The following is a 25,936-nucleotide window of genomic DNA, read 5'->3' as shown; positions in this document are numbered from 1 at the left end:
GTGATTTCATGGAAGAAAATAAAAAAGCAGATAGATTATCCATAATGAGAAATATCATACTAGTAGCATTCGTTGTAATATTATGTAAGATAGTATTTATGACAACATTTAAATATGACCATTATACTCAACTAGCAGAAAATAAAACTTACAAAGAGCTTCCTATAAAAGCTCCTAGAGGAGAAATAAGGGATAAATATGGAAGGTTACTAGCAGGAAATAAAAATTTATTTACTATTCAAGTATCAGGTAATGGAATCAATAAAGTTAATGATAAAAAAGAGTCTATGGCAAATGACATATCATTAAAGCTTATAAATTTATTAGAAGATAATAATGAAGAGTATATAGATGAATTTCCTATATATATAGAAAATGAAAAATATTTTTATACTTTCGATAGAAATATTAGAAATTTTAAAAAAGATAATAATATACCTCTTGATTTAAATGCTAAAGAAAGTTTTTACTATTTAGTTGATAGATTAATCAATGAAGGTGTATTGACTCAAGAAGATAGAAAACTAGAAGTAAGCAAACTTCAAAAAAAATTAAATGAAAATGGATACTATCCTCCTATTCTTGTTAGTAAATGGTTATTTACAGAAGAAAAAAATAAACAAGATTGGATACAAAGTTATAAAATAGAAGGTAGTAATATAAATGCAAAAGAAGCATTCAAAAAAATTAGAGAGTATTATGAAATAGATAAAAAAGTTAAAAAATACTCTGAGAAAGATAAAAAAAACATAATAGTTTATGAAAGAAATGAAGATATAGATGATAAAGATGCAAGAAAGATATTAGTTGTAAGAGATCATATAAAATCTCAAGGTTACTCACAATACAACCCAGTAACTATAGCTAAGGATATAAGTGAAGAAACTATATCTAAAATAGAAGAAAATGCTATGGATCTTCCAGGAGTATCAGTTGCAATAGAGCCTGTAAGGGATTATCCAAATGGAAATTTAGCTTCTCATACCTTAGGACATATGGGTAAAATGCCATCAAATGATGAAGCATCATACCTAAATAGAGAAAAAGGAAAAAAATACTCTAAAGGTGACACTGTTGGTATATCAGGAATAGAAAAAAATTATGAAGAACAGCTACGTGGTGTAGATGGATATAAGAAAGTACAAGTTGATGCTTTAGGTAGAGTAACTAAGGAGCTTGAAGTAACAGAACCTCAGTCTGGAGATACAGTATACTTAAGTGTAGATAAAGATTTACAAGAAGTAGCAGAAGACGTATTAAAAAGAACAATAGATGTAGCTAGAACAGGTGGAACATTTAAAAGTGAATTTGGAGATAAAAGTTTTTCAAAGACAGCACCAAATGCAAAATCAGGTGCAGTTATGGCTATAGATGTAAAAACTGGAGATGTATTAGCGATGGCTAGTTATCCAAACTATGATCCAAATAAATTTGTAAATGGTATATCATATGAAGATTTTGAAGCTCTTCAACCAAAAAATAAAAATGATGTATTAGCACCAAATCCTCAAGTTAACTTAGCTACTCAAGGTGTATTTCAACCAGGATCTACATTTAAGATGGTAACTGGAATGGCTGCAATAGATAATGGTTTAAGTCCAAATTATACAATACAAGATACTGGTGTTACGTATCTTTCTAAAAGTAAAAATAGTAGACCTTTTGCCGATTATATATGGCATAAATCTAGACGTAATCATGGTTCTACTAACCTTTATAAAGCGATTCAAGAATCTTGTAATATTTATTTTTATAGTATAGGTTCTGGTAAAAATCGTGGAATAGGAGCAGATCCTGATGTAAAGATAGGACCTAATGATATACTAGAATATGCTAAGTTGTTTGGTTTAAATGATTATACAGGATTAAATACTGAAATAGATGAAAGAAAAGGTAAAGTACCAAGTATAGAGGTTAAATTAAATTCAGCAAAAGCTTTACTTAGAACGTTCCTTGACAAAGAAATGGCAAATGCATTTACTGATATAAGTAAGTCAAAAGACGAAGAAAAATATGAAGCTAGGATAGAAGAAATAGTTAATTGGGCAGATGAAGAAAAAACTATTGATAGACTTGAAGGAATAAAAAGATTAACTAAATTAAATGTTAAGAAAGACAAGGTAGTTTACTTTGCAGATAAAATAGTATATGATCATTTAAAGTTTGCTAAATGGAGTACTGCAGATACATTCAACCTTGCAATAGGTCAGGGGGAAAATCAATATACTCCAGCACAAATGGCAAGATATGTAGCTGCAATAGCAAATGGAGGAGACTTAGTAGACTTATCTGTAATAGATAGGGTTATATCAAGTGATTATTCATCAGTGGATATAGATGAAAATGCTAAAGAAAAAATACCATTTAAAAATAGTGAAAAGCTAAAAGATTTAACTGAAGGTATGAAAAGAGTTACAACTCAAAGCTCAACTAAGAACTTATTTACCAATTTCCCAGTAAGTGTGGCTGCTAAAACAGGTACTGCTGAAAAGAGTGGTAAAATCCCTACTGAAAATGACTATGAATATTTACTAAGTCATATGGGATCTTATGGAGTATCAACGGAAGATGCAGTTAAGCTATCTAATAAATTGAAATTAGAAAGAGAAAAAGAATTATCAAAAGAAAAAGAACAAGAAATAAAAGAAGAATTAAAAGATAAAAAATTAGATGATGAAAAAAGAAAAGAATTAGAAGAAGAATTAAAAGATGGAGTTAAAGTTAAGCTAGAAGATACTGATAAAATTAATTCTGCTTATCTAAAAAAAGCTATAAAGGAATTAAATCCTAAAATAACTGATGAAAAAATAGATTCATATAAGCAAAGCTATGCGGCTTTTGCATGGAGTGTAGGATTTGCTCCAGCAGATAACCCTGAAATTGCAGTAGTAACTATGATACCTCAAGGTAATGAAAGTGTATACGCAATGTTACCTATAAGAGAGTTAATAGGGACTTATATGGGCTTAGGAAAAGATAAGACAAAAGTTGATGAAAATAATTCTAATGAGCAAAAAAATGAGGTATCTAATAAAGAAAGTATAAATTTTGTTTCACAAATGAAAAAATAAGAGGAATTAAGATTTTTTTGAAGAATATATAATATTGATATATCACTCTGGAGGTTGTTATGTCTTTGATAGATTTTGAAGCCAGAGAACTAGTAGAGTTCAAGGGCAGTAAAAGAGGGATAATAGTAAACATTAAAAGAGTAGCGTCTTTTGATGAGATAAAACAAGCTATAATAGATAGACTAGAATCGTCTATAGGTTTTTTCAATGGGGCTAAAATTTGTGAGATTAACAGTGAATGTCTAAGTGATATACAAATTATAAATATAAAAGACGATATATCATCTAGATTTGATGTAGAGTTTGTTGGAGACGATGAAAATAAAATGATTAAAACCTTTCAAACTAGATATGTAAACAACTTAAGATCTGGAGAAAATATTGAATTTGATGGAGATGTAATTGTAATGACGGATATGAAATCAGGATCACAGGTAAGCTCAACTTCAAATGTAGTAATTATGGGTGATGTAAGTTCTGGAGCGCGAGTTGTAGCCAATGGTAATGTTATAGTAATGGGCAGTGTTAAAGGTTTTATACATGCAGGAGCAACTGGAAATGAAAATGCATATGCTGTTGCTAATAATCTTAATGCTAAAGTATTACAGATTGCAGGTAATATAGCTGAAGCACCAGATGATGAGAACTATGAAGAAGAAAAAGCAAATGTCCCAGAAATAGCCCTAGTAAGTAATGGTAGAATAATAATAGAAAGTTACTTACCTAAAATAATAAAATAATAAGGATTAATCCATAGGGGGGTAGTATTATGAGCGAAGTTATAGTTATAACATCTGGTAAAGGTGGAGTTGGAAAGACTACTACCGCGGCAAACTTAGGAACTGCTCTAAGCTTGGAAAATAAAAAAACAGTTATAGTGGATGCAGATATTGGACTTAGAAACTTAGATGTAGTTATGGGTCTTGAAAATAGAATCGTATACGATATAGTAGACGTAGTAGAAGGAACATGTAGACTTAAACAAGCATTAATAAAAGATAAAAGATTTGATAATCTTTATTTATTACCAGCTGCTCAAACAAGAGATAAAAATGCAGTAAGTGTAGAACAAATGTCAAATTTATGTGAGAAACTTAAAGAGTCATTTGATTATGTACTTATAGACTGTCCAGCAGGTATAGAGCAAGGATTTAAAAATGCTGTTGCTGGAGCTGATAGAGCAATCGTTGTAACAAACCCAGAAGTATCAGCGGTAAGAGATGCAGATAGAATTATAGGATTACTAGAAGCAAACGAAATTAAAGATATTAGATTAGTTATAAATAGAATAAGACAAGATATGGTTAGACGTGGAGATATGATGGATAAACAAGACATAATAGAGATATTAGCTATTGATTTAATAGGTCTTGTTCCAGATGATGAAAGTATCATAGTATCTACCAATAAGGGAGAGCCTGCTATACTTGATTCTAAATCTAGTGCAGGACAAGCTTATAAAGATGTAGCTAAAAGAATACTAGGTCAAGATATACCGATGATGGAATTAGAATCTGAAAATAATATCTTCAGTAAAATTAAGAAAATATTTGGCATGGCCAAGTAGTAAAGGGGGATATGTCAGTGTCAGTGTTAGATTTTTTAAAAGTTTTTTCTGACGAGTCTAAAACGAGTAAATCAGTTGCGAAAGAAAGATTAAAATTAGTTTTAGTGCATGATAGAGTCGATTGCTCTCCTAAGTTTTTAGATATGATAAAGACCGATATATTAAAAGTTATAGCAAACTATGCTGAAATAGAAGAAGATGGTCTTGAAATAAAAATGTCTAAAGCTAGAGGAGATCAAGAAGATATAACAGTGTCTGCATTAGTCGCTAATATACCACTAAAAAATATAAAAGATAGAAGCATATAAAGGAGATTTTAAAGGGGGATGGTCTAAAATCCCCCTTTATTTATTTTAAAGTAATTCACAAATATACGACTCAAAATAAGTTTTCAATTTATAGTTAGAAAGACGGTGAATATATGATCGAATACAAATCGACTATTAAATTAATAAAGCAATTAGATTGGAAGTTAATATTAACAGTACTAGCGATATTTGTTTTTGGACTTGTAATATTAGTAAGTGCTACACATGCACAAGATACAGGTAATTATAAACAGGTATTTGTACAAGGAATGGCTTTTGCATTAGGTATAGGTGTGATAGCTATAATGCTATTCTTTGATTATAACTTTTTAGGAAAGTATTATAAAGCATTATATATAATTAGTTTAGTATTATTATTTATAGTTTTAATACCTGGTATTGGAGCTGAAAGAGGTGGAGCCAGATCTTGGATTAATTTAGGACCTTTAGATTTTCAAACATCAGAGTTAGCAAAACTAACTTTTATATTAAGTTATGCTAAAATAGTAGAATCTAGAAAAGGTAAATTAAATACTATAAAGGATATTATACCAGTTGCAGTGTATGCCTTACCTTTTATAGGATTGTTATTTGCCCAACCCGATTTAGGAACAGCAATAGTATTTTCTTGTATAATAGCAGGAATGTTATTTACAGCGGGACTTGATATAAAGTTGATAAAGAGGGGGATAATAATAGCGCTTGTGTCTTTGCCTATAATGTATTTATTTATGGCTCCTCATCAAAAAGATAGAATAGAAGCATTTTTAAATCCGGAAGACCCAACACTAAAAGGAAATTATCAAGTTATGCAATCTATGATTGCCATAGGTTCAGGTGGGCCAACTGGTAAAGGATTATACAATGGTAGTCAAAGTCAAGAAGGATTTTTACCTGTTCAAGAAAGTGACTTTGTATTTGCTGTTATAGGTGAAGAGTTAGGCGCAGTAGGAATGGCGTCTGTAATAGCATTATATGCGATTTTCTTAACTAGGATGATTTATATAGCTAGAGAAGCTAAAGATTTTTATGGTACACTAATAGTAATAGGGGTAATGAGTATGTTTGGATATCAAATTATTCAAAACATAGGTATGACAGTAGCATTAATTCCTGTAACTGGAGTAACACTTCCGTTTATTAGTTATGGAGGAAGTTCATTACTAACATCCTTAGCTAACCTAGGATTAGTTTTAAATGTTTGTATGAGAAGGAAAAAAATAAACTTTTAATCATAATGGAGGGACTTATGAATATTGCATTAGTAGCACATGATGAAATGAAAAACACAATGGTAGGGTTTTGTATAGGTTATGAAGTTATATTAAAAAACTATGGTCTTTACGCAACAGGAACAACAGGAAAAAGAATAATGGATGAAACAGAATTAAACATTAATAGGCTTGCATCAGGTCCTCTTGGAGGAGATCAACAAATAGGATCATTAATAGTATCTCAAGATATAGACTTAGTAATCTTTTTACGTGATCCTCTTACATCTCAGGCTCATGAAACTGATATACAAGCATTAATAAGACTGTGTGATGTTTATCATGTACCAGTAGCTACAAATCTTGCATCAGCAGAAATATTTATAAAGGCACTAGATAGAGGGGAACTTTCTTGGAGAGAGGTTAGAAAAACTACTAGCCAAAGAGTTTAATAAGCAAATTAAAGGACAAGGTTAAATTTAACCTTGTCCTTTTTATATTAACTATTTAACTAATTTAGCGAATTCTACACCAAAGTCGAAACACTCTTGTAATGTATCATCACATGGGAAGAATTTTTTCTTTAAAGTTGGTATAGGCATTTTGAAGTTCATAGCTTTAAGGTTACATTCAGCCATAGTAAGACCTTCACCACTCCATCCAAATGAACCGAATACTCCTGCTATAGAACCTATATTTGCCATAGGATCTATCGTAGAGAATAAGTCCCACATAGGCTTAACCATAGTTTTGTTTATTGTAGGAGAACCTAATAATATAACTTTAGACATTACAACTGCATCATGCATATCTTTTAAAGACATCTCTTCTAAATCGTATAATTTAACATTGGCACCTTCTGATAGTAAACCTTCTTCTATTTTTTTTGCCATAGTTAAAGTATTTGTATAAGCTGATAAGTAAAATACTGACACTTGATTTTGATTAGTAGTTTCTATAACTTCAGTTGACCAGTCTAAATATCTTTTAACTGCAGCCATAGGGTCTTTTGTAAGCATAGGACCATGAGAAGTTAATATTGTATCAAAATCTAATTTTAACTCTACAACTTTATTTATAGCACTTAAAACATGTTTAGCAAATGGTTTAACTATACAATCATAGTAATGCTTAGCTGATTTTAAGTAATCTTCACTTTCAACAACATTAGCATCAACGCTTGCAAAGTGACATCCGAAAGCATCACAAGTGAATAAAGTTTTATCCTCTTCTATATAAGTGAACATTGTATCTGCCCAGTGTAAGAATGGAGCAGTTATAAATTTAATGTTTCTTTTTCCTATATTTAATACTTCGCCATCAGTTATAACATGACATTTAAAAGGTTTATTTATTTGATCATTTAAATATAATTTAGCAGCTTTAGTACAGAAAACTTCTATATTAGGATTTAAGTCTAATAAATATTTTAAGCTACCAGCGTGGTCAGGCTCAGTATGATGTATTACTACATAATCTATATCTTTTATATCTGTAACTTCAGATAAATTATTTAAAAATTCTTCTTTGAAATTTCCTTTTACCGTATCAAATAAAACAGTTTTTTCATCTTTTACTAAATAACAGTTATAAGTAGTCCCGAATTCAGTTTCCATTATTATGTCAAATACTTTTAAATCTTTATCTACTACACCTGTACAGTAAATATCCTTTTTTATTTCAAATACATTACTCATTGAAAATCCTCCTAAAATTAATTTCATATAAAAATTATACCCAATTTATTTACACTGAAACAAAATATTACAAATTTGTTCTTTGTATACAAAAAACGTTGAAAAATTATTTTAAAAATAGTATTCAATTATATTATATCAAAAAAAGTATAAAAAAAATGATTTTTTGTATGGAATTTAATACTATATATAGATTGAGGTTATAATATAAAAATACTTAAGATTTATAAAAATATTCAAATAGATAATGTCTAAATATTTGGAAAAACTATTATTTATAAGCAATAAAATTTTGATACATAATATCATATCGTGTATAATAGTAATTATGTCTAAAACAATAAACATATTCGGAGGGTTTAAGATAAATGAATAAGGTTGACTTAAAAAGAATTTTGAAAAAGGTAGAAAAGCCAGCAAGATATCTTGGTAACGAAATAAATTCAATACATAAAGATACTTCAAATAAAAATCTAATAAGATATGCTCATTGTTTTCCAGATTTATATGAGGTTGGGATGAGTCATTTAGGAAGTCATATACTATATGATGTAATAAATAGAGATGCAGATGTATTTTGTGAAAGAGTATATTCTCCTGCTGTAGATATGGAAACTATAATGAGAGAAAAAAATATACCTATGTTTGCATTAGAATCAAGAGAAGCAATAACTAATTTTGATTTTGTAGTTTTTACTCTTCAATATGAACTTTCATATACTAATATTTTAAATATATTAGATTTAGCAAACATACCTTTACTAAGAGAAGAAAGAAAATTAGAGGATCCATTTATAATGGTAGGTGGACCTTGTGCATACAATGTAGAGCCGTTATCTGATTTTGTTGATATAGTAATTTTAGGAGAAGGTGAAGAAGTAAACCTAGAAGTTGTAAATGCTTATAAAGACTGGAAGAAAAATAAGACAACTAGAGAAGATTTCTTATATAAAGTTTCTCAGATAGAAGGGGTTTATATACCTAGTTTTTATGATGTAACTTATAATGAAGATAACACAGTTAAGGATGTTACTCCTAATAGAGAAGGTGTACCAGCTAAGGTACAAAAGAGAATAATAAAAAATGTTGAAGAAGTACCATACCCAGAAAAACTAATAGTACCATTTATTGATACAGTTCATAACAGAGTTGTATTAGAGTTATTTAGAGGATGTACTAGAGGCTGTAGATTCTGCCAAGCTGGTATGATTTATAGACCTATAAGGGAAAAAAGTTTAAATAGATTAAAAGAAATAGTAGATAAATTGATTAAGAATACAGGATATGATGAAATATCACTTTCATCTTTAAGTACTAGTGATTATTCACAGTTAGCAGACCTTACAGATTTCTTAGTTGAAGAATATGCGTCTAAGAATATAGGTATATCACTTCCGTCACTTAGACTTGATAACTTCTCTATGGAAATAGCTGAAAAGATACAACAAGTTAGAAAATCAGGTCTTACATTTGCACCAGAGGCGGGGACTCAAAGAATGAGAGATGTTATAAATAAAGGTGTAAGTGAAGAAGATTTATCTAATGCAACAAGAAAAGCATTTGAAATGGGATGGAATAGCGTTAAATTATACTTTATGATAGGGCTTCCAACAGAAACTTATGATGATTTAGACGGTATAGCGGACCTTGCTTATAATGTTATAGATACTTATAGAGATGTTCATAATGGAAAGATAAAAAGAAGCTTTGGAGTTACAGTAAGTACATCGACATTTGTACCTAAACCATTTACACCATTCCAATGGCATGGACAAGATACAACTGAAGAAGTTGTAGAAAAGCAAAGACATTTAGTTAAAAAATTAAAAAATGGAAATATAAAATATAACTATCATGATTCTAAGACAAGCTTAATGGAAGCTGTTATTGCTAGAGGAGATAGAAAAATAGGAAAAGTTATATATGATGCATTTAAATCAGGTGCTAAATTTGATGGATGGTCAGAGCACTTTAATTTAGATACTTGGAAAGAAGCCATGGAGAAAAATGAACTTGATATAGCCTTCTATGCAAATAGAGAAAGAGACTATGAAGAAGTATTCCCGTGGGATCATATAGATGTAGGTGTAACTAAGAAATTCCTAGTTAGAGAAAATGAAAAATCAAGACAAGATGCAATTTCTCCAGATTGTAGACATAAGTGTAATGGATGTGGAATAAACGCACATGATATAGGAAGGGGGCTTTGCTAATTATGAGCAAAATAATAAGAACTAAATATAATAAAGAAGGAGATATGATATACATATCACACCTTGATTTACAACAATTATTACAAAGAGCATTTAGAAGAGCTGATATAGACTTAGTTCATTCTCAAGGATTTAACCCTCATCCTAAAATAAGTTATGGAAATGCCTTAGCTTTAGGTACTGAAAGCCAAGGAGAGTATGTAGATGTTGAAATAGTAGACGATTTAAGTGTAGAAGAATACTTAGATAGAATGAATAAACAATTACCAGATGGTATAACTTTTATAAAAGCAGTGGAGATAAATAAGCAAACTCCATCATTAGCTTCAACTATAGAATATGGAGAATATTTATTTACTATAGAAGTTGAAAAACCATTAACTAAAGAATTAGTAAAATCTAAAATTTTAGATTTTATGAGTAACGAAGAAATAGTGATAACTAAGAAAAATAAAAAAGGTAAAATGGTAGAGTCTGATATAAGGCCTATGATAAAGAGCTTTGATTTATTGGATATTCAAGATAATAAAATGATTTTAGAGGCTATGCTTGCTACTGGTTCTAAAGCAAATTTAAATAATAATGTATTTGTTCCTAAGATACTAGAAATGTTAGAATTAGAAATGGATCCATTAGATGTAGATATACTAAGAAGAGACTTATATGTAGTAGAAGATAATCAATTAGTATCTCCTATGTAGTGAAAAGGTGGGTAAAACCACCTTTTTATGTACAATTTTTGAGAAACTAGTTAGTGATATGAGGATAGCTAATTTTGTAAGGAGTAATATATTATGAAGAAGATAATAATAGAGTGTCTAGTAGCATCTCAAAAAACTGCTATATTAGAAAATGAGAAATTAACAGAGTTATTAATTGAGGATAATATAAAAAGTAAAACTGCATCAAATATATATAGAGGTATAGTTAAAAAAGTATTACCTGGAATGCAAGCTTGTTTTGTAGATATAGGATTTGAAAAGCTAGCGTATCTTCAGTTGAAAAAAAATAGTGATATAAAATCAGGACAAGATATATTAGTTCAAGTAAATAAAGAAGAAATAGGAACTAAAGGTGCAAAGCTTAATTTAGAAATAAGTATAGCTGGAAGATATTTAGTGTATATACCGTCTAATAATAAAACAACAGTTTCGAGTAAGATATCAAAAGAAGAAGAAAAAGATAGATTAAAAGAAATTATAAAATCTGTAAGTCCTAATAATTTAGGATTTATAATAAGAACTGAGGCAGTTGGATGTAGTAAAGAGGAATTAGAAAAGGATATTATAGATTTAAAAAATAAATATGAAAACATATTAAAAGAATATAAATTAGGTATAGGACCGAAGCTTCTACATAAAGAACTAGATTTATCAAGTAAGTATGTTAAAGATAATATAAATGACAGTGTAGAAAAGATAGTAACTAATAGTAGTGAAAAATATGATGAAATAAAAAATATTTTAAAATATATAAATAAAGATTATATAAATAAGTTAGAACTGGAAGAAAACAAAGATATATTTAATTTATATAGAGTAGAGGGGCAAATAGATAAAGCATTAAGTAATAAAGTATGGCTAAAAAGTGGAGGATACCTAATAATAGAAAAAACAGAAGCTTTAACAGTCATAGATGTTAATACAGGTAAATTCACAGGAAATATAAAGTTATCTGAGACAGTTTATAAAACAAACTTAGAAGCAGCAGCTGAAATAGCAAAACAGCTAAAGCTTAGAGATATTGGTGGAATAATAATAATAGATTTTATAGATATGCATAAAGATATATATAAAGATGATGTAATCAAAGTTTTAAATAGAGAACTTAAAAAAGATAAAAGAAAAACAGAAGTGCTAGGAATGACAAGGTTAGGATTGGTAGAAGTAACAAGAAGAAGAGAAAAGGATTCGATAGACAAATACTATATAGATAAAGAATACGAAGAGTATGGGTATAGAAAGTCAATTAATTATATTATAGATAGCATTGAAAATGAAGTATTAAGAGTTAGTAATCATACATCATATGAAAATATAAAAATTGAATTAAATTGTAACTTATATAATATAATAAATGGAGAATTTACAAATATAATTAAAAATATTGGTGAAAAATATGGTATAATCATATCGCTAGGAAAAAACAGTGAATTAAATTACGAAAAAATAAATATAATTTATAATACTTAGTTGACAATTGTACATTTAAGTAGTAAAATTAATAACTGTAATGCCGCACAGAAAAGGTTAAAATCTTCTTAGGAAGTACCTATATGGCGAGTTTAAGACCGAGGAGGTGTATTTAATGTACGCTATAGTTAAAACAGGTGGAAAGCAATATAAAGTTGCTGAAGGTGATGTATTATTCGTTGAAAAGTTAGAAGCTAACGCAGGTGATGTTGTTACTTTAAACGAAGTATTAGCTTGCACTAAAGATGGAGAGTTAGTAGTTGGAGCTCCTGTTGTTGAAGGTGCTTCTGTTTCTGCAAAAGTTGTAGAGCAAGGTAAAGCTAAGAAAGTTGTAGTTTTCAAGTATAAAGCTAAGAAAGACTACAGAAGAAAGCAAGGACATCGTCAACCATACACTAAGATAGTTATCGAAAAGATAAACGCTTAATTAAAGGTTGAGTAATGATAAAAGTTAAATATTATTACGATGATGACTTTTCACTAAAAGGATTTTGTTTAAAAGGTCATGCTGATTTCGCTGAAATTGGTTATGATATAGTATGTTCTGCAGTTACATCTAATGCTATTGCAGTAATAAATTCTTTAGACAAATTAGTGAAGGTTGAATTTGAAACTGTAATAGGACAAGAAGGTCATATAGAATGTATTGTTAAAGATACATATATTGAGAAATCTCAATTATTACTAAATCATTTTCAATTAGCAATTGATGGAATTAAACGGGAATATCCCAAAAATATAAAAATCTTAAAAAAGTAGGGGGTGACTCCATATGTTAAACATGAACTTACAGTTACTTGCATCTAAAAAAGGGGTAGGGTCTTCTAAAAACGGTAGAGATTCTATATCTAAGAGATTAGGTGTTAAGAGATTCGACGGACAAGTAGTAACTGCTGGTAGTATAATAGTAAGACAAAGAGGTACTAAAATACATCCAGGAACTAACGTAGGTATAGGTGGCGATGACACTTTATTTGCATTAGTTGACGGTGCTGTTAAATTCGAAAGAAAAGATAAGAAGAGAAAGAAAGTAAGTGTATACCCAGTATCAATAGCTGAGTAATACATAAAAAAGGAGTGTTAATGCACTCCTTTTTCTTGTAAATAGATATTTACAGAATGATATATATCTATTTTGGGAAAAATAAATAAAAAATGACTTAATCAAGTAGGTGATTAATATGTTTATAGATAAGGCAAGAATTTTTGTTAAAGCCGGAAACGGTGGAAATGGTTCGGTAGGATTTAGAAAAGAAAAATATGTTCCAGCTGGTGGTCCAGATGGTGGAGACGGTGGACATGGTGCAAGTATAGTATTTGAAGTAGATTTAGGTCTTAGAACATTAATGGATTTCAAATATCAAAGAAAATACTCAGCAGAGCCAGGTGGAGACGGTGGAAAGTCAAAAAGAGCAGGTAAAAATGGAGAAGATTTAATTCTTAAAGTTCCTGCAGGTACGATAATAAGAGATGAAGCAACAGGTCTTATCTTAGCAGATTTAAAAGAAGAAGGCGATAGAGCGGTAGTTGCCAGAGGTGGTAGAGGTGGAAAAGGAAACCAACACTTTGCCAATGCAGTAAGACAAGCCCCGGCTTTCGCTAAATCTGGTACAGATGGACAAGAAAGATGGGTAACATTAGAGCTTAAGATGATAGCTGATGTAGGGTTACTTGGATTCCCAAATGTAGGTAAATCTACATTCTTATCAGTTGTAACTAAGGCTAAGCCAAAGATAGCTAACTATCATTTCACAACTTTAACGCCTAATTTAGGAGTTGTTCAAACTAAGTTTGGAGATAGTTTTGTATTAGCGGATATACCTGGACTTATAGAAGGAGCGGCTGAAGGAATTGGTCTTGGACATGACTTCTTAAGACACGTTGAAAGAACTAAAGTTTTAATTCATATAGTAGATATATCAGGTTTAGAAGGTAGAGATGCTTTAGAAGACTTTGATAAAATAAATGATGAACTTAAAATGTATAATGAAAGATTATCAACAAGACCGCAAGTGGTAGTTGCTAATAAAATAGATATATTAGAAGATGAAAGTACATTTGAAGAATTTAAAAGCGAGTTAGAAGGTAGAGGATATAAGGTATTTAAAATGTCTGCTGCTACTCGTCAAGGTATAGATGATGTAATAGCTTATGTATCAACGTTATTAAATGAAGTTGAAGATGTAGAGTTAGTTACAGAAGAAGAAATGTACAAGCCAGAATTAGACGTTCGAGAAGAAGAAACATTAAATATAGATATAGAAGATGGAGTATATGTTGTTACAGGTAAAGCCCTTAGAAGAATTATGTACTCTGTTAACTTTGATGACATGGAATCTCTTCAATTCTTCCAAAAAGCTATGGAAGGTCAAGGTGTATTTGACAAACTTAGAGAAATGGGAATTGAAGATGGAGACACAGTTAGAATTTACGAAATAGAATTCGAATTCTATAATTAGAAAAGACACGAGGTGACAAAATGTTAAAAGGAAAGCAAAGAGCATACTTAAGATCAATAGCGAACACTTTAAAGCCTGTTACTCAAATAGGAAAAGATGGTGTAACTGAAAGCTTTTTAGAGCAACTTGATGGAATGTTAAAAACTAGAGAAATAGTTAAAGTTACAATACTTGAAAATGCAGGACTTGATACAAAAGAAACTGCAAATGCAGTATGTGAAGCTTTAAGAGCAGAATTTGTTCAAGCTATAGGATCTAAGTTTACTTTATATAAAAAAAATATGGATGAACCTAAAATAGTATTCCCTGGACATGCTCCAGCTAAGGCTAAGGTTAAAGATGAAAATGTTACTAGAAAAGGTAAACCAACTAAAAGATCAGCTAGAAGATAAATAAATTTTAGATAAAACAAAAGCATTTGTAAAATTACAGATGCTTTTTTTGTTTTTGGGTAATTATAATATTATAAAATAGAATTTTATATATAAAAAGGAATGTTAAAATATAGCTTTTTATATCAAAAAATGTTAAGATAATAACTGTATAAGTTAAAGTGTATAATAAAAATATATTTAATATATAAAGAATGTATCATTTTAAGGAGGAACAAAATGAGAGTTATTATAATAGGGGCAGTTGCAGCAGGTATGAGTGCAGCAGCAAAGTTAAAAAGAATGCAGCCTGAATATGAAGTTGTAGTTTATGAAAAAACTGATGTAGTATCATTTGGTGCTTGTGGGCTTCCATACTTTGTTGGAGGATTCTTTGATGAAGCTGAAAAAATGATAGCTAGAACACCAGAAAAATTCAGAGAAACAGGAATTGATTTAAATGTATTTAATGAAGTGGTAAACGTTGACCCAGTTGAAAAAAAGGTTATAGTGAAAAATGTAAAAACTGGTGAAGAGTTTGAAGATTCATATGATAAGTTAATGATAGCAACAGGAGCAAGTAGTATAATACCTCCTATTAAAAATGTTAAGCTTGAAAATATTTCAACATTAAAAAGCATGGAAGATGGAGTAAGAGTAAAAGAATTATTAAATAAAGAAGAAAATAAAAACATAGTTATAATAGGGGCAGGATTTATAGGATTAGAAGCTGTAGAAGCAGCTAGACATTTAGGAAAGAATGTTACTGTATTCCAAGCTGGAAATAGAATATTAGAACAAGTTTTTGACAAAGAAATAACTGATGTATTAGAAGAAGAAATAAGAAAACATGAAGTAGACTTAAGATTAGAAGAACTTGTTTCTGAATTAGTTGGAGAAACTAAAGTAGAAAAGGTTATAACAAATAAAGGTGAAGTTAAAGCAGATGTAGTTATAATAGCTACAGGAGTTAGACCAAACACTGCGTTCTTAAAAGATAGTGGAATAGAAATGTTACAAAATGGAGCTATAATAGTAGATGAGTTTGGGAAAACATCTGTAGAAGATATATATTCAGCAGGAGACTGTGCAACTATTAAAAATATTGTTAGTGGACAAGATACATATGTACCATTAGCAACAGGAGCTAATAAATTAGGAAGAATAGTTGGAGAAAATTTAGCTGGAGCTAATAATACATTCCAAGGGTCTTTAGGTTCAAGTTGCTTAAAGGTTATGGATATGGAAGCTGGTTCAACTGGTTTAACAGAAGTACAGGCGGAGAAATTAGGATTAGATTTTAAAGTTAAGTTTATATCTGATTTCAATCAAACTAACTACTATCCAGGTAGAGATAAAATATATGTAAAACTTGTATATGATGCAAAAACTAAAGTTATATTAGGTGGGCAAGTTGCTGGATTTAAAGATTCAGTTCAAAGAACAAATGTAATAGCAGCAGCTATATTTGGAAAATTAACAACTAATCAATTAGGAATGTTAGATTTATGTTATGCACCACCATTTGCAAGAACATGGGATGTATTAAACGTAGCAGGAAATGTAGCTAAATAGTTAAAATAAAAGCATCTATAAATTTATAGATGCTTTTTTAATAAAAGGAAATTATAATTCACCAATACAGTTACTTAGACAAAGCGAATTTTTTATTCTTTAAAATTTAAATTTATTTCTAGTCTATCTTCACCTGCAATTGTATTTTTAAATACTTTAGTAGCGTTATCTAAATAAAAATTAGGATCTTCAAGAGAGGGACTAAAATGAGTCAGTACAAGCTTTTTTACTTTTCCCAGGGATGCTAAATTAGCAGCTTCTCTAAAGGTCATATGTTGATTTTTAACAGCTTTTGAAATCTCTAAGTCATCCCCATACATAGATTCGCATATAAATAAATCGCTATTATTTATAAAATTTGGGATTGTATCTATAGGTCTTGTATCAGTTATAAAACTAACTTTAATTCCTTTTCTATCATCACCTAAAACCATACTAGGAGTATACTCTACATTATCTAAAACAACATTATCTCCAGACTGAAGTTTATTCCAAAGTATCTTAGGTACATTATTAGAAGTAGCTTTTTCTATATTAAATTTGGGTTTTCTTTTAAAATATAAGCTATATCCTAAACACTCAGTTGAATGTTGCAACTCCAATGTAGAGATCTCAACGTCTTTTAAAGGGCCGTTACTTAAAGAAAAAGGGCCTTTAGGATTTTCAATAATGTTTATTTTATAAGGTAAATACTCAATTAAAACCTTAATTGCATTCATAACTTCTATTATTCCTTTAGGACCTACAATTGTCAAATCTTCAGTTCTAGAACTATTCCCTATAGTTGATAAAAGTCCAATAATACCATTTATATGATCTCCGTGAAGATGAGTTATACATATTAAATCTATATTTTTAAATCCACAATTTTTCATTCTCATAGAAACCTGAGTTCCTTCGCCGCAATCGATAAGTATTTTTCTTCCCATATAGTTTATAAATAGAGAAGACAAAAATCTATTAGGCATTGGCATATTACCACCACATCCGAGCAAAACTAAATCAATCATATTTATCTCCTTATAGGTATTATTTAGTATAGTATTTGTATTTGAAAACATATTTATTTAATTATTTTAACATTTATTTTTATACTTTGTTATAGTATTAAAGCTTTAAATTTGACAACTTTATATTAAAAATTTCCTAGGAAATAGTATTTTTGTATTTGTTATGACAATTATATTTAATATAGTAGAATTTATAACTTTGTAAAGTTTAATTTGTCTAAATTAAAAGATAGTAAGGGTATATTTTAATATTATAAATTTGGTTTGAATTTATACATCAAACTGTATCCATACAATTATTAAAAAAATATAAATTGTATCGCTTTGAATGAAAATTAGCTATAATATTTTTAGAATAAAAAAGGGGGAGATTAAGTGAATAATAAATTTGTTTATACGCCAGGACCAACATCTATAAGAGAGAATGTTTTGTTAGCTAGAGCGCAAAAAACAACCAATCCAGATATAGATAAAGATTTCTTTGATTTTTATAAAAATACATGTGAAAAGATTGGAAAAATAATAAATACTAAAAATGATGTTTACATATTAAGTGGAGAAGGGATATTAGGTCTTGAAGCAGCTTGTGCATCTTTAACAGAAGAAGGTGATAGGGTGCTTGTAATAGACAATGGAATATTTGGAAGAGGCTTTGCGGATTTTATTACTATGTATGGCGGAGAAGTAGTGTATTTCTCAAATGATTATAATAAAGATTTAGATGTAGAAGATTTAAAAGCATTTTTAGAAAAAGACAATAATTTTAAATATGCAACGGTAGTTCATTGCGATACTCCAACAGGTGTATTAAATAATATAGGTGAAATTTGCCCACTTTTAAAAGAGTACAATATATTGACAGTTGTAGACTCTGTTGCAGCTATGGTTGGAGAAAAATTAAATGTAGATAAATGGCAAATTGATATAGCTTTAGGTGGATCTCAAAAGGCGATATCTGCGCCAGCTGGCCTTACAATAGTAAGTATTAGTGATGATGCAAAGATATCTATTAAAAATAGAAAAATAAAGATAAGTGGATTTTATTGTAATTTAAGTATATGGGAAAATTACTATGAAAATAAAAGTTTTCCATATACAATGCCTATAAGCGATATAATGGGGCTAGATAAAGCAATAGATAATATATTGGATGAAGGAATAGAAAATATACTTAATAGACATGCGAAAATAGCTTTAGCTACTAGAAAAGCTATAAAGGAATATGGGCTAGAATTATTTTTAGATAAGGGATATTCAAATACCGTTACAGCAATAAAGATACCAGAAGGTATAGGTGCTCTAAATTTATCACATTATATGATACAAAAATATAACACACTTGTAGCTACGTCTTTAGGTGAATATATGGATAAATTATTAAGAATAGGTCATATGGGAGAAAATGCTAGGTTAGAAACTATAATATATATATTAAACACATTAGATAAGAGCTTAAAGGATTTAGGTTTTAAAGGTGATAAGAATTTAGTTGAGCTATTTAATAAATATTATAATTAGAGATGAAATTTAGGGGGAGACTATGGAAACTACAATTAGAAATGAAAAGTTTACAACTAGAGATTTGGTTGAAACTTCTTTACTTATAGCATTGGTATTTATAGCAACTAAATTTATAAATATAAAACTTCCTATATCTATAAATGGTGGATTAATACATTTAGGAAATACAATGTTGTTTATATCAGCGATAGTATTTGGTAAGAAAAAGGGTGCTATATCTGGTGCTTTTGGAATGGCATTATTTGATTTGGTTTCGGGATGGACTATGTGGGCTCCATTTACATTGATAGTAAGAGGAATTATGGGATATATAATAGGTAGTATATCATGGTCAAGTGGGAAATACGGAAATAATACAGTTACTAATATTTTTGCTATAATAATAGCTGGTATTTGGATGTTAATTGGTTATTATATAACGGAAGTAATATTATATGGAAATTTAACGGTTCCTTTAACATCGATACCAGGAAATATAACTCAGGTAGTTATAGGACTTATAATAGGATTACCTATAGCTAAAGTTATAAAAAAGTATATAAGATAGTTTAAACACTACTGTAGTTTATCTTTAGATATAAATAATAAACTATAGTAGTATTTTTTATATAATACTTTTTAAAAATTAGTAATATTTTCTAACTACCCTTTATATAATATTTCATAGGACAAGTATAAATTAAGTTTAACTAGGGGGATAAAACTATGAAATATTATAACGAACCGAAGGACGAAGTTTTAGAACACCTTAAAGTAGACGCCTTAAAAGGCTTAAATAGTAATGAGGTAAAGTTAAGGAATGAAAAATATGGGAAAAATGAATTTACAGTTAAAGAAGAAAGTTCATTTTTTGATGAATTAGGGAAAAGCATAACTGAGCCAATGATATTAATATTATTAGGAGCAGCAGTTATAAGTGCATTTGTAGGTGAATTACATGATGCAATAGGTATAATAGGTGCTATAATATTAGGAATATCTATAGGGATAGTAACAGAGGGAAAATCTAAAAAGGCAGCCCAATCACTTTCTAAACTAACTGAAAATATAGAAGTAAAAGCCCTTAGAGATGGTAAAGTAACAAAGCTTTCTAAAAATGATTTAGTTCCTGGAGACATAGTATATATAGAAACCGGAGACATGATACCCGCTGATGGAAGAATTATTGAATCGATAAACTTAAAAGTTAGAGAGGATATGCTAACTGGTGAATCTGATGATGTATTAAAAAGATCAGATGTTACAGTTGATACGGAAGTTATATACTCAAGAAATGATACTAAGGAACAAGATGCAATTCCATCTAAACAGATAAACATGGTATTTGGAGGAACATTAGTTGCATATGGTAGGGGAACTATGGTAGTTACATCAATTGGTGATAGTAGTGAAATGGGAAAAATATCAAAAAATTTAGATCAAGATGCTATTTCAACTCCCCTTCAAATTAAATTAGGTAAATTAGGTGCTCAAATAGCAGCTATATCAGGAACTATAGCAACTTTACTTTGTATATATATTATGTTTAATCTGCATACAAAGGGGCAGTTAATACTAGATACATCTGGTTTTATACCATTTTTACAGTCATTAGAACCAGCAAAAGATGCATATATGGTATGTATAGCTTTAATTGTAGCAACTGTGCCAGAAGGGTTACCTACAATGGTAAATATAACTTTAGCTATAACAATGCAAAAGATGGCTAAGATAAATGCTTTAGTAACTAAAAAAGAAGCCTGTGAGACAATAGGTGCAGTATCAGTAATTTGCTCAGATAAAACAGGAACATTAACTCAAAATAAAATGGTGGTAGAAGTGGCTTATATAGATGGCAATTATGTAGATAACTTAAATAGTGACTACAATAGCTATAGCTATTTTAACGAAAATTGCACGGTTAATTCTACTGCTGATATAGAAAGAGATGGTAAAAGTTATAAATATATAGGGAGCGCAACAGAATGTGCATTACTTTTATATAACAAAAAGGATTATAGAGAAGTACGAAAATGTACAAACTTAATATCTCAATTACCATTTAGCTCAGATAAAAAAAGAATGTCTTCACTTATTCAAAAAGACAAATCAGAAATATATTTATGTAAAGGTGCTCCTGAAATTATTTTAAAAAACTGTTCTTATATTCAAAATGGGAAAGATGTAATAAAAATTACAAATGATATAAGAAGTCGCATATTGAGAGAAATAGAAAAACTACAAGCAAAATCTATGAGAACATTAGGATTCGCATATAAAAAAATAAATAAATCATATTCACAAGTAGCTGCAACATATGAAGATGAATTAGCTATTACAGAAGACGTTGAACAATATGAAAATTCTTCTGACTTAGTATTTAGTGGATTTGTAGGAATAGTAGATCCATTAAGGGATGGTGTTAAGGATTCTATAAATACAGCTAATGATGCAGGTGTAGAAGTTAAAATGCTTACGGGTGATAACATAAACACAGCAAAAGCAATAGGTAAAGAAATAGGATTATTAGAAAATGGGAAAAAAGCAGTTGAAGCAACATATATAGATTCACTTACAGATAAAGAGTTAAGATCAGAAATAAAAAATATATCAATAGTTGCCAGAAGTAAACCAGATACAAAAATGAGAATTGTATCAGCACTTCAAAATAATAATGAAGTAGTTGCAGTCACAGGTGATGGAATAAATGATGCACCGGCACTTTCTAAAGCTGACGTAGGTATAGCTATGGGAATATCAGGAACAGAGGTATCTAAAAATGCAGCAGATATAATATTAACAGATGATAGTTTTACCACTATTATTGATGGAATTAAGTGGGGCAGAGGTATTTATGAAAACTTCCAAAGATTTATACAGTTTCAGTTAACAGTTAATATCGTTGCTTTTTTAATAGCAATTTTATCTCAAATAATGGGAAAAGAAATGCCATTTACTACAATACAATTATTATGGGTAAATATAATAATGGATGGACCTCCAGCATTAGCTTTAGGCTTAGAACCTGTTAGAGACTATGTATTAAATAGAAAACCAATAAATAGAAAAGCTAATATAATAACTAGATCTATGGTAGTTAATATAATTATTAATGCATCTTTAATAATTATAGCTGTATATTCTCAGTACCTAAATAATTTCTTAGGAGCTACAGCAGAAGAACAAGGGACTGTGATATTTTCATTATTTGCATTTAATGCATTATTTAATGCGTTTAACTGTAGAGAGTTTGGGTTAAATAGTGCAGCAACTAATTTTTTCAAAAATAAATTAGCTATACAAGTAATAATTATAACAGGAGTTTTACAAATTTTAGTTATTCAGTTATGCCCAGGGCTTTTCAACGCAGTTTCATTAGATACTAGTATGTGGGTTAAAATAATACTATCTTCATCTGCGGTACTGTTAATAAATGAATTAATTAAATTTATTCTAAGAAATATAAGAAAAAATATAAAATTTGCAAAATAGTTAATATAAATCCCCTTATAATAGTACACTTTAGTCTCTATTTATAAGGGGATTTATATTAATTTAGATCATCTTTATCATTTGAATTAAATAACTCTGTGAGATTTTGAGCTGCAGCTCCAATTAAAAAAACTACCCATGCATAATCCCATCCATCAAATATAAAACCTATTAAAAAAAACGAAGAGATAGATAATAACCAAATTGTAGAAGCTATTATTTCGCTTTTTTTAGATTTAGAAGGCTTATAGATTTTGGTATAAGGATTTTCTTCAGAAGTAAATCCTAAATATACATAAATTCCAATAGCAGGTATTAAACATATAAAGAAAAATACTAATCCAGTAATCTCAGATTTTGAAACTTCTGACAAAATAATTAATCCAAGAACGCCAACCAATATTAACATTGTGGCAAAAGAATATCCTGAGGCTCTTTTCTTTCTATTTTGGTCCATAGTTAAAACCCCCTTTAATTAATATATATTAATTAAAGGGGGTTTTGTTGTGAGTAGAATTATCTAATGCTATCTTTTTTATATAGTTGTATAACGTTATAGATGCCAAGTGCAAGACTTAAGCCACCTATTATTAATGATTTCAAAAGTATTACCTCCTAATTAGTAAAAAAATCCGCTTCTTTTATGTCCCTTTATTTGTATATAAAGAATTTAAAAATCATATTCATCAGTATTTAAAAGCTTACTTAAAACTCTTTTTATAATATCATAATTAAAGCCTTTATAAGCTAAATGTTGAGAGATTTTTTGATATATTTTTCTTTTATCTTCATTTTTTATGCGATTATATCGTTTTTGAGCTAAATACATAGCATTTTCAAATTCAGCATTTTCATCAATATCATTAATAGCTTCATTAATAGACTGTTTATCAATACCTTTATTGTATAGATTTTGTTTAATTTTATTTCTTCCACATCTATTTAAGTTAATATTAGTATTAACAATTTTTTGAGCTAAGATATCATCATTTATAAAATTATTCTTCTTTAAAAAATCGATAACTTTATCGATTGTATCTTCTTCAAATTCATTAGATAGTTTTTCTCTTATTTTCTTTTCAGATTGATCAGCTTTAGATAAAATATTTAAAGATTTATTTTTAGCTTTTATATACATCTCATCTTTAATTAAAGGTTTTAATACTTCTTCTTCTATCTCCATTCCCTTTTTTAAATTAAAACTGTAAACTAACTCTGTAAATATAGCCATGAAAAATTCATTGTTTACATATATATTAACTCTATCAGTATTTTTTTTTTGTGATTCTATTTTAGTAATTATAGCCATTTAAAATCTCCTTTGTATTATTTATAGATATAAGTATATACTAAAAAACAATTTATAACCTTTAATAAATTTAAAATAATGATACAATAGTAATATAATTTCTATAAAGGAGAGCAAGTATGAGTATTGATAATCTAGTTAACAAAGCAAAGCTAATAAATAATAGTAAACTAGAGAAATTTAAAAGTAAGAATAAGAAAATGAAAATAGGAATAATGGGAGGGACGTTTGATCCAATTCATTATGCCCATTTAGCTACGGCTGAATTTATTAGAGACAAGTATAAAATAGATAAAATACTTTTTATACCATCAGGTAATCCTCCGCATAAAAAATTAGATATTACAAATAAGTATGATAGATATAATATGGTACTTTTAGCAACTAATAATAATGATAACTTTATCGTTTCAGATATAGAAATAGAAAGAGAAGAAAGAACTTATACCGTAGATACTTTAAGAGAACTTAAGAAAAAGCATAGTAATATAGATATTTATTTTATAACAGGGGCAGATGCTATTTGTGATATTGAAAGTTGGAAAGATGTAAGTGAAAACTTTAAATTAGCCACATTTATTGCTGCAACTAGGCCAGGTATAAGTGTATTAAGATCTCAGGAAAAGATAGAATGTCTAGAAAAAAAATATAATGCTAATATAATAAGTGTTTATGTTCCTTCTTTAGATATATCTTCCACATATATAAGAGATCAATTAAAGGAAAATAAATCGATAAGATACTTAGTTCCTGAATACGTAGAAAAATATATATATGACAATGAATTATATAAGCATGGAGAAGAATAAATGATTTTAGAAAATATTAATAGTAAATTAAAAGAAATGCTACCAGAAAAGAGATTTAACCATTCTTTAAATGTAGCAACATGTGCAGCTAAGTTAAGTGAAATATATAATTATGATAAAGAAAAAGCGTATTTAGCTGGAATTGCACATGATTGTGCAAAATATTTAAATAAAGAGGAAGTTAAATACTATGTAAATAAATATAATATTAATTTAGATTCTTTAGAAAAAGATAATTTAGCGCTATCTCATAGTGTTATAGGATCATATATAGCTAAATATGAATTAAATATAGAAAATGATGATATAATTAATGCCATAAAGTATCATACTACAGGTAAAGAGAATATGGATATTCTAGAGAAAATAATTTATATTGCAGATTTAATAGAAGAAGGAAGAGATTTCCCAGGAGTTGAGAAGTTAAGAGAATTAACTTATTCAGGAAAACTTAACGAGGCTTTAATAGTTTCATTTAATAATACAATTAAGTTTGTTATAGACAATAACCAAATGATACATCCAAGAACTATAGACGCTAGAAATTATCTTATAAAAGAAAATTTGTAATGATTTAGTAACTTAATATAAAATATTTATCAAAAATAAAAATTTCATATATAGAGATTATTATTTATGGTATAATAGTTAAATGTGTTTAAAATTAGGAAAGGTAGGAGATTATATGACTGTAGAACAAATGACAAAAGTTATATACGATGCAATAGATGACAAATTAGGTCAAGATATATCTATAATAAATATAGGTGCAGTATCAAGTTTATGTGATTACTTTGTTATAGCAACAGCTGGTTCTCAAAGACAAGTAAAAGCTATAGCTGATAATGTAGAAGACGAATTAACTAAGCTTGAAATAGAACCAAGAGGGAAAGAAGGATATGAATCTCAAACTTGGGTACTTCTTGATTATGGTGATGTTATGGTTCATGTATTCAATGAAGAAAGTAGAGCATTTTATAACTTAGAGAAGTTATGGAAAGATGCACCATTTGTTGACGTTGACACTTTAGCATAAAAGTGATAACATAAAATATTATAACTTAAAATTAATTAAATAGACTAGAGTAGTAAAAGAATATGTTTTTTCAGAGAGCTAGTGGTGGTGTGAACTAGTAAAATATACCTTTGAAC

The 25,936-nt window shown here is 28.8% G+C and carries 25 protein-coding genes and 1 other annotated feature (1 of these 26 cut by a window edge); of the genes, 21 read left to right on the top strand and 4 right to left on the bottom strand.

Features of this window, described 5'->3' with window-relative positions; translation table 11 throughout:
* Positions 1-8: 8 nt before the first annotated feature.
* The 6 genes from JNUCC81_RS14735 (at position 9) to JNUCC81_RS14710 (ending at position 6,609) form a co-directional block, all read left to right on the top strand.
* Entirely contained in the window at positions 9-3,071 is a 3,063-nt protein-coding gene (locus JNUCC81_RS14735) for a penicillin-binding transpeptidase domain-containing protein (RefSeq protein WP_454094166.1), read from the top strand.
* 59 nt (positions 3,072-3,130) lie between these two features.
* Positions 3,131-3,811: a septum site-determining protein MinC gene (locus JNUCC81_RS14730; RefSeq protein ID WP_454094165.1), complete on the top strand. Its 681-nt coding sequence runs from the start codon at positions 3,131-3,133 to the stop codon at positions 3,809-3,811.
* A 29-nt stretch (positions 3,812-3,840) separates the two neighbouring features.
* Positions 3,841-4,638, top strand: a complete 798-nt coding sequence (minD, locus tag JNUCC81_RS14725) for a septum site-determining protein MinD (protein ID WP_454094164.1) — start codon at positions 3,841-3,843, stop codon at positions 4,636-4,638.
* Between the two features lie 23 nt (positions 4,639-4,661).
* The gene (gene minE, locus JNUCC81_RS14720; RefSeq protein ID WP_208334277.1) at positions 4,662-4,946 is read left to right on the top strand and encodes a cell division topological specificity factor MinE; all 285 of its coding nucleotides are present in this window, start codon (positions 4,662-4,664) and stop codon (positions 4,944-4,946) included.
* A 113-nt stretch (positions 4,947-5,059) separates the two neighbouring features.
* Positions 5,060-6,178 (top strand): rod shape-determining protein RodA, encoded by a 1,119-nt coding sequence (gene rodA, locus JNUCC81_RS14715; protein ID WP_454094163.1) that lies wholly within the window; start codon positions 5,060-5,062, stop codon positions 6,176-6,178.
* Positions 6,179-6,195: 17 nt separating this feature from the next.
* Positions 6,196-6,609: a methylglyoxal synthase gene (locus JNUCC81_RS14710; RefSeq protein WP_208334231.1), complete on the top strand. Its 414-nt coding sequence runs from the start codon at positions 6,196-6,198 to the stop codon at positions 6,607-6,609.
* A gap of 51 nt (positions 6,610-6,660) precedes the next feature.
* On the opposite strand, the gene JNUCC81_RS14705 is transcribed toward JNUCC81_RS14710, so the two are convergent.
* The gene (locus JNUCC81_RS14705; protein ID WP_208334230.1) at positions 6,661-7,854 is read right to left on the bottom strand and encodes an FprA family A-type flavoprotein; all 1,194 of its coding nucleotides are present in this window, start codon (positions 7,852-7,854) and stop codon (positions 6,661-6,663) included.
* Positions 7,855-8,222: 368 nt separating this feature from the next.
* On the opposite strand from JNUCC81_RS14705, the gene JNUCC81_RS14700 reads away from it, so the two are divergent.
* The 9 genes from JNUCC81_RS14700 (at position 8,223) to JNUCC81_RS14660 (ending at position 16,664) form a co-directional block, all read left to right on the top strand.
* Positions 8,223-10,067: a TIGR03960 family B12-binding radical SAM protein gene (locus tag JNUCC81_RS14700; RefSeq protein ID WP_454094162.1), complete on the top strand. Its 1,845-nt coding sequence runs from the start codon at positions 8,223-8,225 to the stop codon at positions 10,065-10,067.
* A gap of 2 nt (positions 10,068-10,069) precedes the next feature.
* Positions 10,070-10,768, top strand: a complete 699-nt coding sequence (locus JNUCC81_RS14695) for a TIGR03936 family radical SAM-associated protein (RefSeq protein ID WP_454094161.1) — start codon at positions 10,070-10,072, stop codon at positions 10,766-10,768.
* 93 nt (positions 10,769-10,861) lie between these two features.
* On the top strand, positions 10,862-12,259 hold the full coding sequence (locus tag JNUCC81_RS14690) for an Rne/Rng family ribonuclease (protein ID WP_454094160.1): 1,398 nt from the start codon (positions 10,862-10,864) through the stop codon (positions 12,257-12,259).
* A 115-nt stretch (positions 12,260-12,374) separates the two neighbouring features.
* Positions 12,375-12,686: a 50S ribosomal protein L21 gene (gene rplU / locus JNUCC81_RS14685; RefSeq protein ID WP_208334226.1), complete on the top strand. Its 312-nt coding sequence runs from the start codon at positions 12,375-12,377 to the stop codon at positions 12,684-12,686.
* A gap of 14 nt (positions 12,687-12,700) precedes the next feature.
* Positions 12,701-13,018, top strand: a complete 318-nt coding sequence (locus JNUCC81_RS14680) for a ribosomal-processing cysteine protease Prp (protein ID WP_042275704.1) — start codon at positions 12,701-12,703, stop codon at positions 13,016-13,018.
* A 13-nt stretch (positions 13,019-13,031) separates the two neighbouring features.
* On the top strand, positions 13,032-13,322 hold the full coding sequence (gene rpmA / locus JNUCC81_RS14675; RefSeq protein ID WP_042275702.1) for a 50S ribosomal protein L27: 291 nt from the start codon (positions 13,032-13,034) through the stop codon (positions 13,320-13,322).
* Positions 13,323-13,440: 118 nt separating this feature from the next.
* Positions 13,441-14,718: a GTPase ObgE gene (gene obgE / locus JNUCC81_RS14670; protein WP_454094159.1), complete on the top strand. Its 1,278-nt coding sequence runs from the start codon at positions 13,441-13,443 to the stop codon at positions 14,716-14,718.
* Positions 14,719-14,738: 20 nt separating this feature from the next.
* Complete coding sequence (locus JNUCC81_RS14665) at positions 14,739-15,110, top strand: YhbY family RNA-binding protein (protein ID WP_454094158.1); 372 nt, start codon at positions 14,739-14,741, stop codon at positions 15,108-15,110.
* A 219-nt stretch (positions 15,111-15,329) separates the two neighbouring features.
* Positions 15,330-16,664 carry a CoA-disulfide reductase gene (locus JNUCC81_RS14660; protein WP_454094157.1) on the top strand — a complete coding sequence of 445 codons (1,335 nt, stop codon included), beginning with the start codon at positions 15,330-15,332 and terminating at the stop codon, positions 16,662-16,664.
* Positions 16,665-16,756: 92 nt separating this feature from the next.
* Here JNUCC81_RS14660 and JNUCC81_RS14655 read toward each other — a convergent pair whose 3' ends face one another.
* On the bottom strand, positions 16,757-17,674 hold the full coding sequence (locus JNUCC81_RS14655) for a ribonuclease Z (RefSeq protein ID WP_454094156.1): 918 nt from the start codon (positions 17,672-17,674) through the stop codon (positions 16,757-16,759).
* A gap of 375 nt (positions 17,675-18,049) precedes the next feature.
* On the opposite strand from JNUCC81_RS14655, the gene JNUCC81_RS14650 reads away from it, so the two are divergent.
* From JNUCC81_RS14650 to JNUCC81_RS14640, 3 genes are all read left to right on the top strand, one after another.
* Positions 18,050-19,192 (top strand): pyridoxal-phosphate-dependent aminotransferase family protein, encoded by a 1,143-nt coding sequence (locus JNUCC81_RS14650; protein ID WP_454094155.1) that lies wholly within the window; start codon positions 18,050-18,052, stop codon positions 19,190-19,192.
* A 22-nt stretch (positions 19,193-19,214) separates the two neighbouring features.
* The gene (locus JNUCC81_RS14645; RefSeq protein ID WP_454094154.1) at positions 19,215-19,742 is read left to right on the top strand and encodes an ECF transporter S component; all 528 of its coding nucleotides are present in this window, start codon (positions 19,215-19,217) and stop codon (positions 19,740-19,742) included.
* Between the two features lie 158 nt (positions 19,743-19,900).
* Positions 19,901-22,666 carry a calcium-translocating P-type ATPase, PMCA-type gene (locus JNUCC81_RS14640; RefSeq protein ID WP_454094153.1) on the top strand — a complete coding sequence of 922 codons (2,766 nt, stop codon included), beginning with the start codon at positions 19,901-19,903 and terminating at the stop codon, positions 22,664-22,666.
* A gap of 58 nt (positions 22,667-22,724) precedes the next feature.
* On the opposite strand, the gene JNUCC81_RS14635 is transcribed toward JNUCC81_RS14640, so the two are convergent.
* A complete protein-coding gene (locus JNUCC81_RS14635; protein ID WP_454094152.1) occupies positions 22,725-23,123 on the bottom strand; it encodes a hypothetical protein in 399 nt (132 codons plus the stop codon).
* A gap of 213 nt (positions 23,124-23,336) precedes the next feature.
* Positions 23,337-23,975 (bottom strand): recombination regulator RecX, encoded by a 639-nt coding sequence (gene recX / locus JNUCC81_RS14630; RefSeq protein ID WP_454094151.1) that lies wholly within the window; start codon positions 23,973-23,975, stop codon positions 23,337-23,339.
* A 119-nt stretch (positions 23,976-24,094) separates the two neighbouring features.
* Here recX and nadD point away from each other — a divergent pair, with 119 nt between their 5' ends.
* The 3 genes from nadD (at position 24,095) to rsfS (ending at position 25,820) form a co-directional block, all read left to right on the top strand.
* Positions 24,095-24,784, top strand: a complete 690-nt coding sequence (gene nadD / locus JNUCC81_RS14625; RefSeq protein WP_454094150.1) for a nicotinate-nucleotide adenylyltransferase — start codon at positions 24,095-24,097, stop codon at positions 24,782-24,784.
* A complete protein-coding gene (gene yqeK / locus JNUCC81_RS14620) occupies positions 24,785-25,354 on the top strand; it encodes a bis(5'-nucleosyl)-tetraphosphatase (symmetrical) YqeK (RefSeq protein ID WP_454094149.1) in 570 nt (189 codons plus the stop codon).
* 115 nt (positions 25,355-25,469) lie between these two features.
* Positions 25,470-25,820, top strand: a complete 351-nt coding sequence (gene rsfS / locus JNUCC81_RS14615; protein WP_208331645.1) for a ribosome silencing factor — start codon at positions 25,470-25,472, stop codon at positions 25,818-25,820.
* Between the two features lie 30 nt (positions 25,821-25,850).
* Positions 25,851-25,936: a binding site (T-box leader), on the top strand; it runs 107 nt beyond the window's last position.

Source organism: Faecalimicrobium sp. JNUCC 81 (assembly GCF_053667625.1).
Note: the sequence above shows the minus strand (reverse complement) of the source record. Positions and strands in the feature narration are given on the sequence as shown.

Excerpts from the sequence above, each read along its gene's own strand:
- JNUCC81_RS14735 (WP_454094166.1), top strand. The coding sequence starts at position 9 with ATGGAAGAAAATAAAAAAGCAGATAGATTATCCATAATGAGAAATATC.
- JNUCC81_RS14730 (WP_454094165.1), top strand. The coding sequence starts at position 3,131 with ATGTCTTTGATAGATTTTGAAGCCAGAGAACTAGTAGAGTTCAAGGGC.
- minD (WP_454094164.1), top strand. The coding sequence starts at position 3,841 with ATGAGCGAAGTTATAGTTATAACATCTGGTAAAGGTGGAGTTGGAAAG.
- rodA (WP_454094163.1), top strand. The coding sequence starts at position 5,060 with ATGATCGAATACAAATCGACTATTAAATTAATAAAGCAATTAGATTGG.
- JNUCC81_RS14710 (WP_208334231.1), top strand. The coding sequence starts at position 6,196 with ATGAATATTGCATTAGTAGCACATGATGAAATGAAAAACACAATGGTA.
- JNUCC81_RS14705 (WP_208334230.1), bottom strand. The coding sequence starts at position 7,854 with ATGAGTAATGTATTTGAAATAAAAAAGGATATTTACTGTACAGGTGTA.
- JNUCC81_RS14700 (WP_454094162.1), top strand. The coding sequence starts at position 8,223 with ATGAATAAGGTTGACTTAAAAAGAATTTTGAAAAAGGTAGAAAAGCCA.
- JNUCC81_RS14695 (WP_454094161.1), top strand. The coding sequence starts at position 10,070 with ATGAGCAAAATAATAAGAACTAAATATAATAAAGAAGGAGATATGATA.
- JNUCC81_RS14690 (WP_454094160.1), top strand. The coding sequence starts at position 10,862 with ATGAAGAAGATAATAATAGAGTGTCTAGTAGCATCTCAAAAAACTGCT.
- rplU (WP_208334226.1), top strand. The coding sequence starts at position 12,375 with ATGTACGCTATAGTTAAAACAGGTGGAAAGCAATATAAAGTTGCTGAA.
- JNUCC81_RS14680 (WP_042275704.1), top strand. The coding sequence starts at position 12,701 with ATGATAAAAGTTAAATATTATTACGATGATGACTTTTCACTAAAAGGA.
- rpmA (WP_042275702.1), top strand. The coding sequence starts at position 13,032 with ATGTTAAACATGAACTTACAGTTACTTGCATCTAAAAAAGGGGTAGGG.
- obgE (WP_454094159.1), top strand. The coding sequence starts at position 13,441 with ATGTTTATAGATAAGGCAAGAATTTTTGTTAAAGCCGGAAACGGTGGA.
- JNUCC81_RS14665 (WP_454094158.1), top strand. The coding sequence starts at position 14,739 with ATGTTAAAAGGAAAGCAAAGAGCATACTTAAGATCAATAGCGAACACT.
- JNUCC81_RS14660 (WP_454094157.1), top strand. The coding sequence starts at position 15,330 with ATGAGAGTTATTATAATAGGGGCAGTTGCAGCAGGTATGAGTGCAGCA.
- JNUCC81_RS14655 (WP_454094156.1), bottom strand. The coding sequence starts at position 17,674 with ATGATTGATTTAGTTTTGCTCGGATGTGGTGGTAATATGCCAATGCCT.
- JNUCC81_RS14645 (WP_454094154.1), top strand. The coding sequence starts at position 19,215 with ATGGAAACTACAATTAGAAATGAAAAGTTTACAACTAGAGATTTGGTT.
- JNUCC81_RS14640 (WP_454094153.1), top strand. The coding sequence starts at position 19,901 with ATGAAATATTATAACGAACCGAAGGACGAAGTTTTAGAACACCTTAAA.
- JNUCC81_RS14635 (WP_454094152.1), bottom strand. The coding sequence starts at position 23,123 with ATGGACCAAAATAGAAAGAAAAGAGCCTCAGGATATTCTTTTGCCACA.
- recX (WP_454094151.1), bottom strand. The coding sequence starts at position 23,975 with ATGGCTATAATTACTAAAATAGAATCACAAAAAAAAAATACTGATAGA.
- nadD (WP_454094150.1), top strand. The coding sequence starts at position 24,095 with ATGAGTATTGATAATCTAGTTAACAAAGCAAAGCTAATAAATAATAGT.
- yqeK (WP_454094149.1), top strand. The coding sequence starts at position 24,785 with ATGATTTTAGAAAATATTAATAGTAAATTAAAAGAAATGCTACCAGAA.
- rsfS (WP_208331645.1), top strand. The coding sequence starts at position 25,470 with ATGACTGTAGAACAAATGACAAAAGTTATATACGATGCAATAGATGAC.